The 16,206-nt window shown below is 63.3% G+C and carries 18 protein-coding genes; 9 read left to right on the forward strand and 9 right to left on the reverse strand.

The window, feature by feature from the left end; translation table 11 throughout:
* Positions 1 to 11: 11 nt before the first annotated feature.
* The gene (locus PI87_RS20990; protein ID WP_039599664.1) at positions 12 to 2,327 is read right to left on the reverse strand and encodes an AAA family ATPase; all 2,316 of its coding nucleotides are present in this window, start codon (positions 2,325 to 2,327) and stop codon (positions 12 to 14) included.
* 531 nt (positions 2,328 to 2,858) lie between these two features.
* Between PI87_RS20990 and PI87_RS20995 the strand changes: the two genes are divergently transcribed.
* From PI87_RS20995 to hemP, 5 genes are all read left to right on the forward strand, one after another.
* On the forward strand, positions 2,859 to 3,515 hold the full coding sequence (locus PI87_RS20995) for an energy transducer TonB (RefSeq protein ID WP_039599665.1): 657 nt from the start codon (positions 2,859 to 2,861) through the stop codon (positions 3,513 to 3,515).
* 33 nt (positions 3,516 to 3,548) lie between these two features.
* On the forward strand, positions 3,549 to 4,277 hold the full coding sequence (locus PI87_RS21000; RefSeq protein WP_039599666.1) for a MotA/TolQ/ExbB proton channel family protein: 729 nt from the start codon (positions 3,549 to 3,551) through the stop codon (positions 4,275 to 4,277).
* A gap of 22 nt (positions 4,278 to 4,299) precedes the next feature.
* The gene (locus tag PI87_RS21005; protein ID WP_039599667.1) at positions 4,300 to 4,716 is read left to right on the forward strand and encodes an ExbD/TolR family protein; all 417 of its coding nucleotides are present in this window, start codon (positions 4,300 to 4,302) and stop codon (positions 4,714 to 4,716) included.
* A gap of 140 nt (positions 4,717 to 4,856) precedes the next feature.
* The gene (locus tag PI87_RS21010; RefSeq protein ID WP_052321662.1) at positions 4,857 to 6,875 is read left to right on the forward strand and encodes a BCCT family transporter; all 2,019 of its coding nucleotides are present in this window, start codon (positions 4,857 to 4,859) and stop codon (positions 6,873 to 6,875) included.
* A 163-nt stretch (positions 6,876 to 7,038) separates the two neighbouring features.
* A complete protein-coding gene (hemP, locus tag PI87_RS21015; protein WP_039599668.1) occupies positions 7,039 to 7,308 on the forward strand; it encodes a hemin uptake protein HemP in 270 nt (89 codons plus the stop codon).
* Between the two features lie 229 nt (positions 7,309 to 7,537).
* Here hemP and PI87_RS21020 read toward each other — a convergent pair whose 3' ends face one another.
* From PI87_RS21020 to PI87_RS21040, 5 genes are all read right to left on the reverse strand, one after another.
* On the reverse strand, positions 7,538 to 7,951 hold the full coding sequence (locus PI87_RS21020; protein WP_039599669.1) for a GlcG/HbpS family heme-binding protein: 414 nt from the start codon (positions 7,949 to 7,951) through the stop codon (positions 7,538 to 7,540).
* A 286-nt stretch (positions 7,952 to 8,237) separates the two neighbouring features.
* The gene (locus tag PI87_RS21025; RefSeq protein ID WP_232314050.1) at positions 8,238 to 8,576 is read right to left on the reverse strand and encodes a hypothetical protein; all 339 of its coding nucleotides are present in this window, start codon (positions 8,574 to 8,576) and stop codon (positions 8,238 to 8,240) included.
* Between the two features lie 191 nt (positions 8,577 to 8,767).
* A complete protein-coding gene (locus PI87_RS21030) occupies positions 8,768 to 9,088 on the reverse strand; it encodes a hypothetical protein (protein ID WP_039599670.1) in 321 nt (106 codons plus the stop codon).
* A 147-nt stretch (positions 9,089 to 9,235) separates the two neighbouring features.
* Positions 9,236 to 9,475, reverse strand: a complete 240-nt coding sequence (locus PI87_RS21035) for a hypothetical protein (protein ID WP_039599671.1) — start codon at positions 9,473 to 9,475, stop codon at positions 9,236 to 9,238.
* A 266-nt stretch (positions 9,476 to 9,741) separates the two neighbouring features.
* Entirely contained in the window at positions 9,742 to 10,239 is a 498-nt protein-coding gene (locus PI87_RS21040) for a phasin family protein (RefSeq protein WP_039599737.1), read from the reverse strand.
* 248 nt (positions 10,240 to 10,487) lie between these two features.
* On the opposite strand from PI87_RS21040, the gene PI87_RS21045 reads away from it, so the two are divergent.
* The 4 genes from PI87_RS21045 (at position 10,488) to PI87_RS21060 (ending at position 12,997) form a co-directional block, all read left to right on the forward strand.
* Positions 10,488 to 10,670 (forward strand): CsbD family protein, encoded by a 183-nt coding sequence (locus PI87_RS21045; RefSeq protein WP_039599738.1) that lies wholly within the window; start codon positions 10,488 to 10,490, stop codon positions 10,668 to 10,670.
* Positions 10,671 to 10,818: 148 nt separating this feature from the next.
* The gene (locus PI87_RS21050) at positions 10,819 to 11,019 is read left to right on the forward strand and encodes a glycine zipper 2TM domain-containing protein (protein ID WP_039599672.1); all 201 of its coding nucleotides are present in this window, start codon (positions 10,819 to 10,821) and stop codon (positions 11,017 to 11,019) included.
* A gap of 156 nt (positions 11,020 to 11,175) precedes the next feature.
* Positions 11,176 to 12,138, forward strand: a complete 963-nt coding sequence (nodI, locus tag PI87_RS21055) for a nodulation factor ABC transporter ATP-binding protein NodI (protein WP_039599673.1) — start codon at positions 11,176 to 11,178, stop codon at positions 12,136 to 12,138.
* A gap of 37 nt (positions 12,139 to 12,175) precedes the next feature.
* Positions 12,176 to 12,997 (forward strand): ABC transporter permease, encoded by an 822-nt coding sequence (locus PI87_RS21060; protein WP_039599674.1) that lies wholly within the window; start codon positions 12,176 to 12,178, stop codon positions 12,995 to 12,997.
* Between the two features lie 75 nt (positions 12,998 to 13,072).
* On the opposite strand, the gene purF is transcribed toward PI87_RS21060, so the two are convergent.
* The 3 genes from purF to PI87_RS21075 all read right to left on the reverse strand — a co-directional run bounded on the left by purF (position 13,073) and on the right by PI87_RS21075 (position 16,181).
* A complete protein-coding gene (gene purF / locus PI87_RS21065) occupies positions 13,073 to 14,611 on the reverse strand; it encodes an amidophosphoribosyltransferase (protein WP_039599739.1) in 1,539 nt (512 codons plus the stop codon).
* A 97-nt stretch (positions 14,612 to 14,708) separates the two neighbouring features.
* Complete coding sequence (locus tag PI87_RS21070) at positions 14,709 to 15,206, reverse strand: CvpA family protein (protein WP_039599675.1); 498 nt, start codon at positions 15,204 to 15,206, stop codon at positions 14,709 to 14,711.
* 90 nt (positions 15,207 to 15,296) lie between these two features.
* Positions 15,297 to 16,181, reverse strand: coding sequence for an SPOR domain-containing protein (locus PI87_RS21075; RefSeq protein ID WP_039599676.1), 885 nt, complete (start codon positions 16,179 to 16,181; stop codon positions 15,297 to 15,299).
* Positions 16,182 to 16,206: the final 25 nt, after the last annotated feature.

Raw genomic sequence — 16,206 nt, forward strand, 5'->3', positions numbered from 1 at the left:
GCGCGGTGCAGTCAGGGCGACCTGAAGCCAATCGACCGGTGCTCGCGCAACTCCGGCTTGATGGAATGTTCCTGCCGCAACTGCGCGAGGAACGCCTCGGGGTCGAGCGCCTCACCCAGCAGCACGGACTGCTGTTTGACCACCGCAAAATCCCCCGGCGTTAGCATGTCGAGCGAGGCCAGAATCTCGCGCCAGATCGGCTTCAGCAATTGCGCATCGCCGCCCAGCGCCTCGGCAATGAACATCTGCTCGCGCTGCGCCCGTACCAGCGGCTTGAAGCGGATCTTGAACGCAAACCGCCGCAGCGCCGCCTCGTCGAGTCGATCAAACAGGTTGGTCGTGCAGATGAAGATGCCGTCAAAGCGCTCCATGCCCTGCAGCATCTCGTTGACTTCCGACACCTCGTAATTGCGCACCGCGCCCTGGCGGCTCTGCATGAAGCTGTCGGCCTCGTCGAGCAGCAGGAGCGCACGCTCTTCTTCAGCGCGCGCGAACATCGCCGCAATCTGCTGCTCCGTCTCACCAACGTACTTGCTCATCAAATCTGATGCGCGGCGGATCATCAGCGGCATGTCGAGCTGGCTGGCGATGTACTCGGCCAACACGGTCTTGCCTGTGCCCGGCGGCCCGAAGAAGCACAGCGTGCCGCGCATGCGCGCGCGCAGCGCTTCAATCACACGCTCAACCGGGAAGCGCGTCTCCAGATTCAAATAGTCGAGCTTGTATTCGGTCACGACGCGATGCGCCTGCACTTCCGGACGCAAGCCCATCGCCTGATCCGCGTGATCAAGCTGGCGCACGATCAACGATTCCGCAGACTCCTCCATCGCCGGCTGCGTCAGGCGCGCAAAGCGTGCGGCCGAGTCGATCTGCGCGGGCGTGAGCGTCTTGCGCGCCGCCAGCTTGGCCATGAAGGCGTCCGACACCTCCAGCCCTTCCAGGTGCTTGCGGATGATGCTCTCGCGCACTGTCGGCGGCGGCACTTTCAACTCCAGGTGGAACTGGAAGCGCCGCAGATATGCCGGGTCGATCTGCCGGATCGAGTTCGACACCCAGATCACCGGCACCGGGTTCTGCTCCAGCGTCTGGTTGACCCACGCCTTGCCGTTGACGGAGCCACGTGGTTCTTCATGTCCGAACAGGCTCATCAGCTCACGCGTCGGGCCGGGGAACACGTCTTCCACTTCATCAAACAACAACACGGCACCGGGTCGCCCGCGCAGGAAGGCCTGCGAGACCTGCAGCGAGCGGTAGCGGTCCTTGCCGGAGAGGCTGTTGCCGTCCTTGTCGAGGCAATCCACTTCATAGAGTTCGCAACCGGCATCGCGCGCCAGCACGCGCGCCAGTTCGGTCTTGCCGGTACCAGGCGCGCCGTAGAGCAGGATGTTCACGCCCACGGCACGCGTCTGCGAGGCGTTCTCCAGCAAGGCACTCAGGTAGCGGGCATCGGTCTCGACATGCGGATAGTCGGATTGCGCCAGCGTGGTCGGCGGCGCAGGGCGCGTGAAGACGGCCATCATCTCCGCCTCGCTCGCGTAGTCGCCCAGCAACACGTGCAGCAGGCGATCGGAGATGCGCATCAGGTCGCCCAGATCAGTGACGCTGTTCTCGGGCAGTGGCGGCTCGATCAGGCCCAGCGTTTCCAGGCGCGAGCCGGGGCGCAGAGAAGCCGCCACGTCAGCGGTGCTCGCACCCGCCAGACCCGCCAGCAACTGGAACGCCTCCTGGCTGTGCGCGACCTTGCAATCGACCATCACGGCGCGCAGGTCGCGCTTGTACTTCACCAGCGATGCAAACAGCAGCAGCGCGCGTTCATGCGGCGGCAGGCCCAGCACGCGCGCCAGCATGTCAATGTTGCCGACCAACAGCACGCGCTCGCTGGAGAGCCGCTCGCCCAGCGCATCACACGATGCACCGAACACGGTGAACATGTCCTTGGCGTGGTGTTTGACGTACTCGTCGAGGTAGTAGAACAGCGAGCTTTCATCAAACGCGCTGCTCCACTGGCCGTGGCGATCCATGAACGTGGGCAGATCCAGCTTGCCGACGGCGCGCCAGCCCGGCATGTCGGCGCATCGCGCAGCCAGAAAACGCTGCAGGCGCTGGATGACCGTCACGGGCCAGATCAGCTCGGGCGCGCAGACGGTAAGGATGTCGTTGATGTTGGTACGCAGATTGAAGCGCAGGCCCATCGCACAGACGGTGCGCAACGCAAATTGCGCGCACATGGAGTCCAGCGACGACAACAGCGATTGAGGCTGCCTGCCGCCTGTGGGGACGAACGTACCATCGTCGGCGTCGTCCAGGCTGAGGTTGGCATCATCCATGGTCGCCCCCTATTCACCGCTTCCCCGTTCACGGTTGGCCGGCCGGTCACCGTGTTTGAATGCTTTTCATCCTAGCGTGTTTGCGCTTACTGCGTACCCGGGTCGACCCCCATGTCCGCAAGTTGCGAGCCCGTGAAACCCAAACGGCCAAAGCGCCTGGGCAGACAGTTCTCCGCTATCCGTCATCTGGATGTGCAGCCCACCCCACGAAAGACGTGGAAAGAATCAGGGGATTCTTCGCAAATAGGAATCATTATCGTTTATACTTTTTCCTATTGCTGCAATAGGCTGAAACAAAGTCGCACCCCGACTGTCGCAACACTGTTGCATGTTGCGGGCCTAAAATACCTGTCATGCCGACGGCGACCCCGCCGGCACCAACGCTAGGCGCCATGGAACTGCTCCTGAGTCTGCTCATTAGCATCGGAGTTTCACTCATCGTCTTCGGCAAACGCTGAAGCCGAGTCTGTTTGATCCACCCTCCACCGCCGCGTCGCCATATTTTTTTCCGCTCTCGATTCCCGGTCGTTGATGATTCACCCTCGTACTCTCAAGATTCTGGTGGTCGTGCTGTTGCTGCACGCGGGCGTGCTGATGCTGATTCAGCTTGGCCTGATCCAGTCGCCACTGAGCAAGGAGGAGCCGCCTGAACTGCAGGTCAACCTCATCCCCGCCACGCCGGAACCCATCAAGCAGCCGGAGCCGCCCAAGCAGCAGCCGGTCAAGCAAGAGGCGCCCAAGCAGGTGAACATCGTCAAGCCGGTGCCGCAACCCAAGCCGACCCCGATGCCGACGCCCACCCTGCCGCCGTCGGACAACGCGCCCGTAGCGCCCGCCACACCGCCTGCGCCGCCGGCGCCGCCTGCTGAACCTGCACCCGCGCCAGCCGCAGCACCGAGCGGCCCGATCAGCGTCGGCATCAACGACATCCAGTGCAGCGATCCGCAGCCGGCATATCCGTCGATGTCGCAAAAGATGGGTGAGGAAGGCCGCGCCATGGTCAAGCTCTCCATCGGCACTGCGGGTGAGGTCACCAATGTGGCGGTCACGTCGTCTTCCGGCTCACCGCGCCTGGACCGTGCCGCCACCGAGGCTGCCCGCTCCATCAAGTGCACCCCGTACAAGCAAAACGGCCATGCCGTGCCCGTCGTGGCAAGCAAGCCGTATGTCTTCAAGCTCGATAATTAATCCGATCCGTCTCTCGTAATCAGGAAACCCATCATGCAGGAACTCGGTCTTTCCCATCTCTGGACACAAGGCGATATCGTCGCGCGCGGCACGGCCATTCTGCTGCTGATCATGTCGCTCGCTTCGTGGATCGTCATCCTCACCAAGGCGTGGGACATCGTGCGCCTGAAGGCGATGGCGCAGGGCGCTGAAAAGCGCTTCTGGCACTCCGACGACTTTGACCACGCCATGCAGACGCTCGGGAGCCCCAAGGACAACCCGTTCTACGCGCTCGCGCAAACCGGCCGCGAAGCGGCGCAGCACCATCGCGCCAGCCAGCCGCAGTTGCACGACGTGATGGACATCTCCGACTGGCTCACGCGTTCGCTCAAGAGCGCCATCGATGAGTCGGTTGGCCAGATGCAATCGGGCCTGGCCGTGCTAGCCTCGGTGGGCTCGACGGCACCGTTCGTCGGCCTGTTCGGTACGGTGTGGGGCATCTATCACGCGCTGCTGGGCATTGGCGCATCGGGCGTGCCGACCATCGACAAGGTGGCCGGCCCGGTGGGCGAATCGCTCATCATGACGGCCTTCGGCCTGGCTGTGGCCATTCCGGCCGTGCTGGGCTACAACGCGCTCACACGCGGCAACAAGTCCATCATCGCCAAGCTCAACCGCTTCGCGCATGACTTGCACGCCTACTTCGTCACCGGCGCGCGCCTGCGCCCTGGCAGCCAGCGTGACGACGCCTCGGTGCGCCTGGCTTCGGTCAAGCAGCAGTAATTCAGCCGATTCAGGAGTCCCCATGGCCTTCGGTACCTTCGACAACGATGACGAGGTGATGAACGAGATCAACATGACGCCGCTGGTCGACGTCATGCTGGTGCTGCTCATCATCTTCATCATCACCATTCCCGTGATCAACCACGCGGTGAAGATCGACCTGCCACGCGCATCGAACAAACCCGACGACGCCAAGCCGCAAAGCGTGAACGTCGAGATCAACGCGCAAGGTCAGGCATTCTGGAACAACCAGCCAGTGGATGAAACCACGCTGGCCGCCAACATTGCGCAGGCCGCGCAGCAGCAGCCGCAGCCGGAGATGCACCTGCGCGCAGACCGCAACGTCCGCTACGAGCGCGTGGCCCAGGTGATGGCCGCCATCCAGCGCGGTGGCCTGGCGCGCATCGGCTTCGTGACAGAGCCGGAGCGTAGCAACTAGGGCTGTCACACAACGTACCGCTTGATCGCCTTGAACCCCCGTCTTCGCACGGGGGTTTGTCATTTCTGTCGCCGCCTATTTGCAATGGGGCGACGCTGGCGGTACTTTTGCGTCCATCCCCGCATTCAGAAGGATCCTGCATGACCAGTCCTCAAGCCGTTTCCGACATCGCGCCGCCGCGCACCACCCTCGTGCCGCAGGTCGTTGTGCCGTCGCTGATCGTCTTGGTCTTGCTGCTCGTGCTGTGTACGGTGCAGCCCGAATTGGCCGACCGCGCTTTCGGCGTCGCCCAACGCTGGGTCACGGGGCACTTCGACTGGTTCTACATGCTGGCGGTCACCGGCTTCCTGGTGTTCCTCATCATCGTGGCGGCCAGCCGGTTCGGCGACATCCGCCTGGGGCCGGATGAGGCCGAACCCGAGTTCAGCTTCGTCTCCTGGACGGCCATGTTGTTTGCTGCCGGCATGGGCATCGGCCTGATGTACTTCGGCGTGGGCGAGCCGATGCAGCACTACCTGCAACCGCCGACTGCGGCACCGCAAACGGCCCTCGCAGCGCGCGAGGCGATGCTCACCACGTTCTTCCACTGGGGCCTGCATGCGTGGGCCATCTACGGCGTGATGGGCCTGGCGCTGGCCTACTTCGCCTTCCGCTACAACTTGCCGCTCACCATGCGCTCGGGCCTGTACCCCATCTTGCGTGAGCGCATCAATGGCGTGCTCGGCCACGGCGTCGATGCCTTCGCGCTGATCGGCACGATTGCAGGTATTGCGACCACCCTGGGTTACGGCGTGCTGCAACTCAGCGCGGGTCTGCATCAGGTGGGCGGCTGGCAGACCGATTCCGATACCTTCCGCGTCGTGCTGATCTGCGCAGTGGTCGTCCTGGCTGGCGCGTCGGCGGCATCGGGCCTCGGCAACGGCGTGCGCCGGCTCTCCGAGCTGAACCTCACGCTGGCCTTCCTGCTGCTGGCCTTCGTCATCATCGCGGGCCCAACGGTGTTTGTGCTGCAAGCCTTCAGCGAGAACATCGGCAACTACCTGTCGAACCTCGTCGGCCTGTCGTTCCGCACCTTTGCCTACACCCCCGCCAGTTCGGCGGATTGGTTCGGCGGCTGGACCATCCAGTACTGGGCATGGTGGGTGTCGTGGTCGCCGTTCGTGGGGATGTTCATTGCGCGCATTTCACGTGGGCGCACGGTGCGGCAGTTCGTCATCGGCGTGCTGATCGTACCGACGCTGTTCAACCTGCTATGGATGACGGCCTTCGGCAACAGTGCCATCTGGCTGGACACGCACCAGGCCGCGGGCGACCTTGCTCGCACCGCCAGCAATGTCGATGCCCTGCTCTTCCACTTCTTCGATTACTTCCCCGGCACCACGGCGCTGTCGTGGCTGGCCATCGTGCTGATCGCTGTGTTCTTCGTCACCTCGGCCGATTCCGGCGCGTTCGTAATCGACACGATCGCCTCGCGCGGTGCGGCGCGCTCGCCGGTGTGGCAGCGGCTATTCTGGGCAGTGGTGCTGGGCGCCACGGCGGCCATCCTGATGCTGGCCGGTGGGCTGAAGGCCTTGCAAGCGATGACGCTGGTCGCCGCCCTACCAGTCGCAATCATCATGGCGCTGCTCTGCTACGGCCTGTGGCGCGGCATGTCGGCCGACCGCGCGCACTACTCGCGCGAGCTGGCTCCCGCCACGTCGTTCTGGAGCGGCCAGCGCTGGCGCCAGCGCCTTGCCCAGATGGTGAACCCGTCCACCGAGGCCGACGTGCGCGCATTCCTCGCCACGCATGTGCGGCCCGCCATGAACGACGTGGTGACCGAATTGAGCCGACGCGGCATCGAAGCACACGTGCTCGAAACCGAAGACAGCGTGCGCCTGGTCATCCCCGACCCGTCAGACCGCGATTTCGTCTACGGCGTGCGCAGTGCAAGCAAACCGCTGCCGGTCGCAACGCCAAGCCAGGCCGCGGCACCGGAGCATGCCCTCACCCACGAGCCGGTCACCTTCTTCGAGGACGGCCGCGAGGGCTACGACATCGAGTACCTGCGCGGCGAAGAGATCATCGTCGACATCCTGCGCCACTACGAGCGCTATCGGACCCAACGCACCGACGAACGCACGAGCCTGCTGCGCGAGGCGCCGGGACACACCACCTGATGCACAACCGGGCCACGCGCCCGGTTTCCTTTTGGGGCCGGCGGGCAGCCATCAGCACATCGTCAGATGCCACTTGTAATGATAACGATTCTCATTTAGACTGCTTGGCATTCGCTGGAATCCCTTGCCAGTCAACGCTTTTCCGCCAGCCAGGACCCTCGCCATGAACGCTGCCGAACACCAAGATGCAGGACGCACCGTGACCCGCCGTCGCCACGTCATCGTGGCGCGCCAACGCCCGGCCGGCTTCGACGCTGCACCGGCTACCGCGCCTGCCGCGGCACAAACCGCGGAAGCCAGCACCATCGGCGATACGCGTGTCATGAGCTCCGAACAATTGTTTGCCGGCCAGAGCGCCGTCGCCATCCGCCACAACGGCGCGATCTACACATTGCGCGTGACGCGCTTCGGCAAACTGATCCTGACTAAGTAACACGCAGCACGTACTGACTTTTGTGGGGACGTCTCTCTCAGGAGACATTCGGCAGTAGCCAGCCATCGTCACTTCGCGTTGGTAGACATCAGACCCGTCTGCCGGACGACCGCCAGCCAAGCCGTTCTTTCCCATCCATCTGCGCTCAAAGAAAAAGGGCGCGACCTGCGCCGCGCCCTTCCCCTTCGATTCGCCTGAACTCACTTCAGGCGATCTGCATATCAACGGATCAGCAGATCACGTGCACGGCGGCAATGCCTGCCTTGGCGATCTGCACGTCTTCCGACGACTTCACACCCGACACACCCACCGCACCGGCGCACACGCCTTCCACCAGCACCGGCACGCCGCCTTCGAGCATGCCTTGCAGATGCGGCGCCGACAGGAACGAAATGCGGCCGTTGTTGATGATGTCTTCATAGATCTTCGATTCACGGCGGCCCAGCGCGGCCGTACGAGCCTTCTCCGGCGCGATGTACGACGAGATGGTAGCGCAGCCGTCCATGCGGCGCAGGCCCATCAGGTGGCCGCCATCGTCAACCACGGCAATCGTCACGGCCCATTGGTGCGCGCGTGCTTCCTTCTCGGCGGCATCCAGGATCTTGGTGACATCATCCTGGCACAGGCAGGGCTTGGTTTTCATGACTCGTTCTCCTTGGTTGTGGTGATGCAAGTGTGCGATGGCTGCATGAAGCTCGCATAGGGCGAAAGTATGCCACTGGCCTGCGTCGCAGCTATAGCGCGATCCTGACTACCTGACGCAAATGAGCCGATACATCTTGTGTTTCCAGTATCGTCACGCGTGCGCCGCGCGCCAGTTCTTCTTACCGACCTTAGCACGCGATGCGCGCACGGAAGATGTACAAAGAAAAAGCCCGGGAATAGCCCGGGCTTGATGTTGCGATGCGACAGAACAGCACGCCGTCGCGTTACGGTTGGCGACTGTGATCGCGATCGCTGCACGCGCCGTCGGTATACGGATCGCGTTGGCCTGTGCGGCCGCCATCCGTGTATGGATCGGCGCGCCCCATCTTGGCCCCGTCGGTGTATGGATCCGCGCGGCTAATCTTATGGACAGACTGATGGGGCTCGATCGAGCCGGCGTGCGCCACTCCCGCGCCGAGCACGAACGCCAGACTGCCAGCGGCCGCCGCGAGGGTGCGCACAGCAAAGCGTTGCGTTGTGACTTGCATGGAAACACCTTCGGTCAGTGCACTGCAAAACATGACGCGCGCCTGTACTGGCGCACGTATCCGCGCGCGTTTCATGCGGATGTCATATCGACCGGGCAAACGTCGCTCGCGTTCTGTACCGCGCCGCTTTGTCGCGCAAGCGCCTCTGCAACATCTGCCCGTTCTACAGGGGTCGCAAACGCTGTGCCGTACAGCGTCCTATTTGCACACTGCGCGCAGGCAAAGAAAAAGGCTCCCGAAGGAGCCTTCTCTGCGCGATGTGCGGCTTAGCGCCAGCGACGCCAGTGGTAGCCGTCATAGTAGCGATAGCGCGGGCCCCAGCGGTACCAGCCCGGGCCCACCACGACAGGCGGCGGACCGTAGTACACGGGTGCCGGAGGTCCGTAGTAGACCGGAGCCGGCGGCGGGTAGTACGCCGGCGGCGGGGGCGGGTAATAGACGGGAGCCGGCGCCACATACACGGGCGCAACCGGCACACCAATCCCAATGCCGACGCTTACGTGCGCCGACGCCATTTGCGGCACCGCCAGCACGGCCAGTGCGGCTGCACCTGCCATCAACAGCCCATTGCGTCGAATCATGTTCATCACCTGCAGCTAAGAAGCGCTTGGCAAGAGCCGTCGCCAGCGCCGATTACGGTATCTGTATTGTATTCAGGCCCGCCGTCACAGGTGATACGGTAGGGGCGAATTGGTAACAGAACGTAACGCCACATGGCTGCGCGCCTGCGCCACTCAACTCCATGCGGGGCTGCAATCAAACTGGCCGGCAGCGATCATCGCTTCGGCATAAGCCCGCGCCGCTTCAAGCGCAATTCCCGCATTCGAGAATGTGTTGACCGACTCGCGCACAGTGGTACGCGGCAATAGGATTGCGCCGTCACTTATGCGCAGGATGCTGACTTCTGCACGCCAGGCGTTGGGTGAAAGTTCATAGGCAGAGACTTCGATCTTGCAATCGCCTCGGAAGGTCATACGTCCTCCGGTTCGCGTTGAGGGATCGGGCCGCGTGCATCATCAATGCACGAACAACCACATCAACAGCAACACGAACGCGGGAAGGCCCAGGAACCATGCAACGAGATAGGGCACGATCACCTCCTTCATGTTGATGGACATGTAGGAAGTGTAGAGATGAGCGCCCGGCACGCGTATCGAAGCCTGCCCGCGACGCCCTGTAGGACTGCGCCGAAATCCATGTCGGCCCACTGCCGACGAGCCTCCCCCGTGTAGAGGAGCCGTCAATGTGCCGTGCTGGTCTTGTCGGCAACGCCACCTGCTTCAGACGCTGCTGCCTCCGCGGCTTCAGCAGCAGCCACCTCCAGCCCGACAGATGCCTTGAGGAACTGCACAGCCGCTTCGGCACCCGGGGGCGCCGCATCAGCCAGGTTCTCGGCGACAAAGCCCCATTGACGGCGCACTTCATCACCATGACGCTGCAGCGCGCGGGCGATACCGTTCTGCGTCTGCACGCCGATCTCGATGAAGTTGCGCGTGTAGCCCGAGACACGTTCTCCAGCAGGTTGTAGAAACCGCGCCTGCGCACCGAACCACTGCCCGGCGTCCTGCGCGCCAGCCGCCTCGTGCAAGCACTCCTCCGTCTCTCCAAAACCGGCCTTGAGCGCCTGGAGATTGAGCCCGATCAGACGGTTGACGCCGTCGACGGCTTCTTCGGTAACGGCCAGCCATGCCTCAATTTGCGATCGGTGCAGGATGCCGAGTTGCTCCAGAGTCATCATGTCGCTTTCTCCCTCGTGGGTCGTAAGAACGGTGAACAGATCCGGCGCGCTGACGATGCCGGGCGTTTCAGTGTAGCCACCGGTCAAGCGTATTTCTGTGACATCACCCGTTTGTCCTACAGGTCTTTCGGACAACATCACCTGGGCGCGAAAGCCGCACGCAATAAGCTGCAACGGTGGCGCTGCGCCATTCGCCAATGCCGGTGGGCGACTTCTGCACCGGCCGATCAACAAAGGGGATCGACACCATGAACAAGGACCAAGTGAAGGGCCGTCTGCAAGAAGCGAAAGGCAAGATCAAGGAAGTCGCGGGCAAGGTGACCGGCGATGAAAAGACGCAGGTCAAGGGCAACATCGAGAAGAACGTCGGCCGCGCACGCGCCACCATGGGCGATGTTCGTGAAGACGTGAAGAAGACGCTGGACCGTTAGCGATACGCAGGAAAAGGCGGAACTTCCGCGCCGGAATCCGCGTTCAGTGTGTGGGAATTGGCTGACACCGTTTTCAGGCATCGGTGCCTGCACATCGCGCCTTGCACGTCCTTTAATACAGGCATATGAACGATAAAAGGAGTGTGTTATGCGTGCCTTCGTATCCTTGTTACTGGCGGCTATGTTGGCATCCGTCAGCGGATGCGCGGACATGACGCCAAGGCAGCGGAACACGGCGCTCGGCGCGGCCGCGGGCGGTGTCGCCGGGGCGGCCATCTGGGGCGGCCCGGGTGCGACGCTGGGTGGTGCAGCACTGGGTGGTGTGATTGGTAACACCATCGGCAGATAAGCCCACCACATGCAGCGATATCACGCTGCAGGCAGGGGCCAGACAGTGTTGTCTGGCCCTTTTTGTTGTCTGAGCGAGTCGCCGGACCATCGCACATTCCCCGCATACGCATATGCCTAGGCGAGCGCATAATCAGCGTTTTGCAACGGAGGCGATGTGCGATACGAGCAATCCGGCTTCGGCGTGAGCAGCACACCGATCCTGAGCGTCGAAGGCTTGCGCAAGCGTTATGGCGATCAAACCGTTGTCGACAACCTGAGCTTTTCCGTACGGCGCGGCCAATGCTTCGGCCTGCTAGGGCCCAATGGTGCCGGCAAGACCACCACGCTACGCATGCTGCTCGGCATGACAATGCCCGACGCAGGCGCGCTACAACTATGCGGTGAGGCGGTTCCCGAGTTTGCGCACCGTGCCCGCATGCGCGTGGGCGTTGTGCCGCAGTTCGACAATCTCGACCCCGATTTCACCGTCTCAGAAAACCTGCGCATCTTCGGTCGCTACTTCGGCCTGTCCTCCGCAGCCATCCGTGAACGCATCCCTGCCCTGCTGGAATTCGCGCGGCTCGAACAAAAGGCCGATGCGCCGGTGCGTGCGCTCTCAGGCGGCATGAAGCGCCGACTGACCGTGGCTCGCGCACTCATCAACGATCCCGACATCCTCGTGATGGACGAGCCCACCACCGGGCTCGACCCGCAAGCACGCCACCTGATCTGGGAGCGCCTGCGCTCACTGCTGGCCAGCGGCAAGACCATCCTGCTGACCACGCACTTCATGGAAGAGGCCGAGCGCCTGTGCGATGAACTCTGCGTGATCGACAACGGCCGCAAGATCGCGCAAGGCAAGCCGCACGAACTCATCGCACGCGAGATCGGCTGCGATGTGGTGGAGGTCTACGGCGACGATCTCGCTGCCCTGCGCACGCTGCTCACGCCCCTGGCCGAGCGCGTGGAGACCAGCGGCGAAACCCTCTTCTGCTATGCGCGCGATCCGCAACCGCTAGTGGCTGCCCTGCGCACGCAGACCGAAACGCACACCATGCCCGGCCTACGCTACCTGCACCGCCCCGCCAATCTGGAAGACGTGTTCCTGCGCCTGACGGGCCGCGAGATGCGCGATTGATGCAGCGTGATTGACGCGTGATTGAATGAGCCAACCCATGTCCAACGAAGCCACGCTTACCGCCGCCCCGCAGCAGGCGTATCCGCAATCGCTGCGGCCGCTCAACTTCCGCAACTGGCAGACCATCTGGCTGCGCAACTTCATGGTCTGGCGCAAGCTCGCCATTCCGTCGCTGGCCGGCAATCTGGCCGACCCGATGATCTACCTGTTTGGCCTCGGGCTCGGCCTGGGCCTGCTGGTCGGGCATATCGACGGCGTGTCGTACATCGCGTTTCTGGCCGCCGGCACGGTGGCATCCAGCACGATGATGTCAGCGAGCTTCGAGGCGATGTACTCCGCGTTCTCGCGCATGCACGTGCAGCGTACGTGGGAAGCGATTCTCTATGCGCCGCTCACCCTGGGCGACGTGGTGCTCGGTGAGTTGATCTGGGCAGCCAGCAAGTCCGTGCTCTCGGGTCTGGCGATCATGCTGGTAGCGGGTGTTCTGGGCTATGCGTCGATGCCGCAGGCGCTGCTCGCCTTGCCCGTCATCGTGCTCACGGGGTTCACGTTCGCCTGCCTGGCGATGAACATGACGGCGCTCGCGCCCAACTACGATTTCTTCATGTTCTACCAGACGCTGGTGATCACGCCGATGATGCTGCTCTCAGGCGTGTTCTTCCCGCTGTCGCAATTGCCGGCGCCCATTCGTGCGGTCACGAACGTGCTGCCGCTGCCGCACGCGGTGGAGCTGATCCGCCCGCTGATGCTGGGCCGCACGCCGGACAATGTGCTGCTGCACCTGGGCGTGCTGCTGCTTTACGCCGCTGCCGCGCTCGTGCTGTGCTTGTGGCTGCTGCGCCGTCGCATGCTCAAGTAACGCGACAAACCAAACGCCCAACGAAAAAGCCCGTCTTATTCAGACGGGCTTTTTGTTTGCTGCTGCGGCAATCGCTTACTCGTTCACCGCCGAGCGCTGCAGGTGCAGTTGCGTGCGCGGATCATCGTTCTGCGCGTTCTCACGATCCGCGCTGGCTGCCGAGCTGTTACGCGCGGTCTCCAGACGATCGAGGTACGCCTCATCGATGTCGCCCGTCACGTACTTGCCATCAAAGCACGATGCGTCGAAGTCCTTGAGCGCGGGGTTGACGTCGCGCACGGCGCGCTTCATGTCTTCCACGTCCTGGTACACGAGCTGGTCTGCACCAATGATCTTGGCGATCTCTTCGTGCGTGCGGCCATAGGCCACCAGTTCGCCGCGCGTCGGCATGTCGATGCCGTACACGTTGGGGAACTTCACCGGCGGCGCCGCCGAGGCGAAGATCACCTTCTTCGCGCCGGCATCACGTGCCATCTGCACGATCTCCGACGACGTCGTGCCGCGCACGATGGAGTCGTCGACGATCAGCACGTTCTTGCCCTTGAACTCGATCGCCATGGCGTTGAGCTTCTGGCGCACCGACTTCTTGCGCACGGCCTGGCCCGGCATGATGAAGGTGCGGCCCACGTAGCGGTTCTTGAAGAAGCCTTCGCGGTACGGCACACCCAGGTGGTTGGCGACCTGCATGGCCGCCGGGCGCGACGAATCGGGAATCGGCATCACCACGTCGATCTGGTCGGTCACCTCGCGCTTGATCTTCTCGGCCAGGTAGTCACCCATGCGCAAGCGCGCGTCGTACACCGACACGCCATCCATGCGCGAGTCCGGACGCGCCAGGTACACGTACTCGAAGATGCACGGCGAGAGCACCGGGTTCTTGGCACATTGCTTGGTGTGCAGCTTGCCTTCGAGGTCGATGAAGATGGCCTCGCCGGGCGCCACGTCGCGCTCGAACTTGAAGCCGATGCCTTCCAGCGCCACGGATTCGGAGGCGACCATGTATTCGATCTTGCCGTCCGGCGTTTCCTGGCTGCCCAGCGCCAGCGGGCGAATACCGAACGGATCACGCACGGCCAGCACGCCGTAGCCGGAGATCTCGGCAGCAATGGCGTACGAGCCACGCACGCGGCGGTGCAAGCCTTCCACCGCCGTAAAGATCGAATCGCGGTTCAGAGGGATGTCATTGCTCGCGCGCTGCAGCTCGTCGGCCAACACGTTGAGCAGGACTTCAGAATCCGACTGCGTGTTGATGTGGCGGCGATCGCGCCGGAACATCTCTTCGCGCAGTTGATCGGAGTTGGTCAGGTTGCCGTTGTGTGCCAGCACGATGCCGAACGGCGCGTTGACGTAGAACGGCTGCGCCTCTTCCTCGCTGGAAGAACCAGCCGTCGGATAACGCACCTGGCCGATGCCGCTCGTGCCCGGCAAGCCGCGCATGTTGCGCGTGCGGAACACGTCACGCACCATGCCATTGGCCTTGTGCATATGGAAGGTGTTGCCTGCCGCAGTGGCAATGCCAGCCGCGTCCTGCCCCCGGTGTTGCAGAAGCAGCAGGCTGTCATAGATCAGCTGATTGACCGGCGTGGAGGAAACCACGCCAACGATACCGCACATGTCGATCTCCAACGAGAACGTATTGGTCGCGCCCACACCCGCTGCAGGCGCCGAAAAAGCTTCCCAGATCGTCTAGCTGGTGGCCAGACGCTCCAGATCAATAGTGAACATACTTCGCGACGTCAGGCGGCAACAGCGGCTTGGCTGCACGTGCAGCCTCCTCCGCATAGGGCCGGCTGATCGCATCGCGCCAGAACGGTTGCTCGGGCAGGCTGGTAAAGCCCGCCACCGTCATCAGCACGAGGATGATCACGCCACCGCGTGCCAGCCCGAACACCATGCCGAGGCCGCGATCGGCCGGCTTGAGCCCCGCGCTCGACAGTGCCGCCGACAGCAACGCACCTACCAGCGAAGTCGCAATCACCGTCACGATAAACAGTAGGACGAAACCGAGAATGGTGCGCGCTACTGGTCCGCCCGGCAGCGACTCAGGCATCCAGCCCGCCGCCACGCCCGAAAACGTATACGCCACCCACGCAGCAAACAACCACCCGAGCAACGCCAGCACCTCGCGAATCAGCCCGCGAAACAACCCAATCAGCGCAGACGTGACGACGATGAACAGCACGCCATAGTCAAAGAAAGTCGGTTGCATCGGGCAGCGGCTTGGATTGACTTGGACTGAGGGCGGCGTGACAAATCAGCGAATCTGGCGAGTGCACGGAACGCACATTCGGCAGCACCATCATTGCTGAACGAGCTTGGGCGTCAGGCCGATCTGCTCCGCACGCTTCTGCGCGGCTTCTGCCGCCGCACGATCGCTGAACGGACCTGCGCGCAGCAGCGCCAGATCGCCCTTCTCAGGCACCTTCTTGTGTTCGATGTAGCCGGGAATCTTCTCGGCCTTGAGCTTGCCTAGCCAATTGCGCGCACGGTCTTCAGACGCGAAGGCGCCAATCAGCAGGACGAACTTGTTGCCGCTGGCGTCCGCAGTGGGCGCAGCAGCTTGCTGCGCTGGTTGGGCCGGTTTGGCTGCAGGCTTGGAATCGGCCGGCGGTGTCACGCTGGCGACGGTCTTGGGCGGGGTCGGCTTGGCCGCCGGCGTGTTCTGAGCCGTTGCCGGTGCGGGCGTATTGGTGGACGGCGTATCGGCAGAAGCCACCACCTCTTCGCCCTGATCGAGCGCCTGCGGTTGGTCTGCCGACGCGCCTGGTGCGTGCGGCGCGGAACGGCGGCTGGCGACCTTGGGTTCGTCGGCGGACGCCTTGGCGCCTCGGTCGATCGGTTGATCCTGAATCTGCACGGCCACCGCATCCGTCACGGGCCGTGGCTTGGCATCGAACACCAGCGGCAACACCACTACGGCGGCGCCCACCAGCACCACCGCGCCGATCAGCCGACGACGTGCGCGTTGCTTTTGCGGGAGTTCGGGGTCCAGACCATCGTCGTCATCGTCCATACGACGAGAGGCGCGGCTGCGGGAATTCGACGATGCGCGGGACGAGGTGCGCGATTCATGCACCGCATCGCGGGCCACATCGGCGGCACTGCCGCTGGTGTTTGGTGTCCTGCCGCGCGAGCGTTCGCCGTCAGCATTCTTGCGGGAGGAGAAGATGGAAAACAGTCCCATGGATTGCGCTCGGTTTGGCTCTCAG

This window comes from Ralstonia sp. A12, from assembly GCF_000801955.1.
GTDB lineage: Bacteria > Pseudomonadota > Gammaproteobacteria > Burkholderiales > Burkholderiaceae > Ralstonia.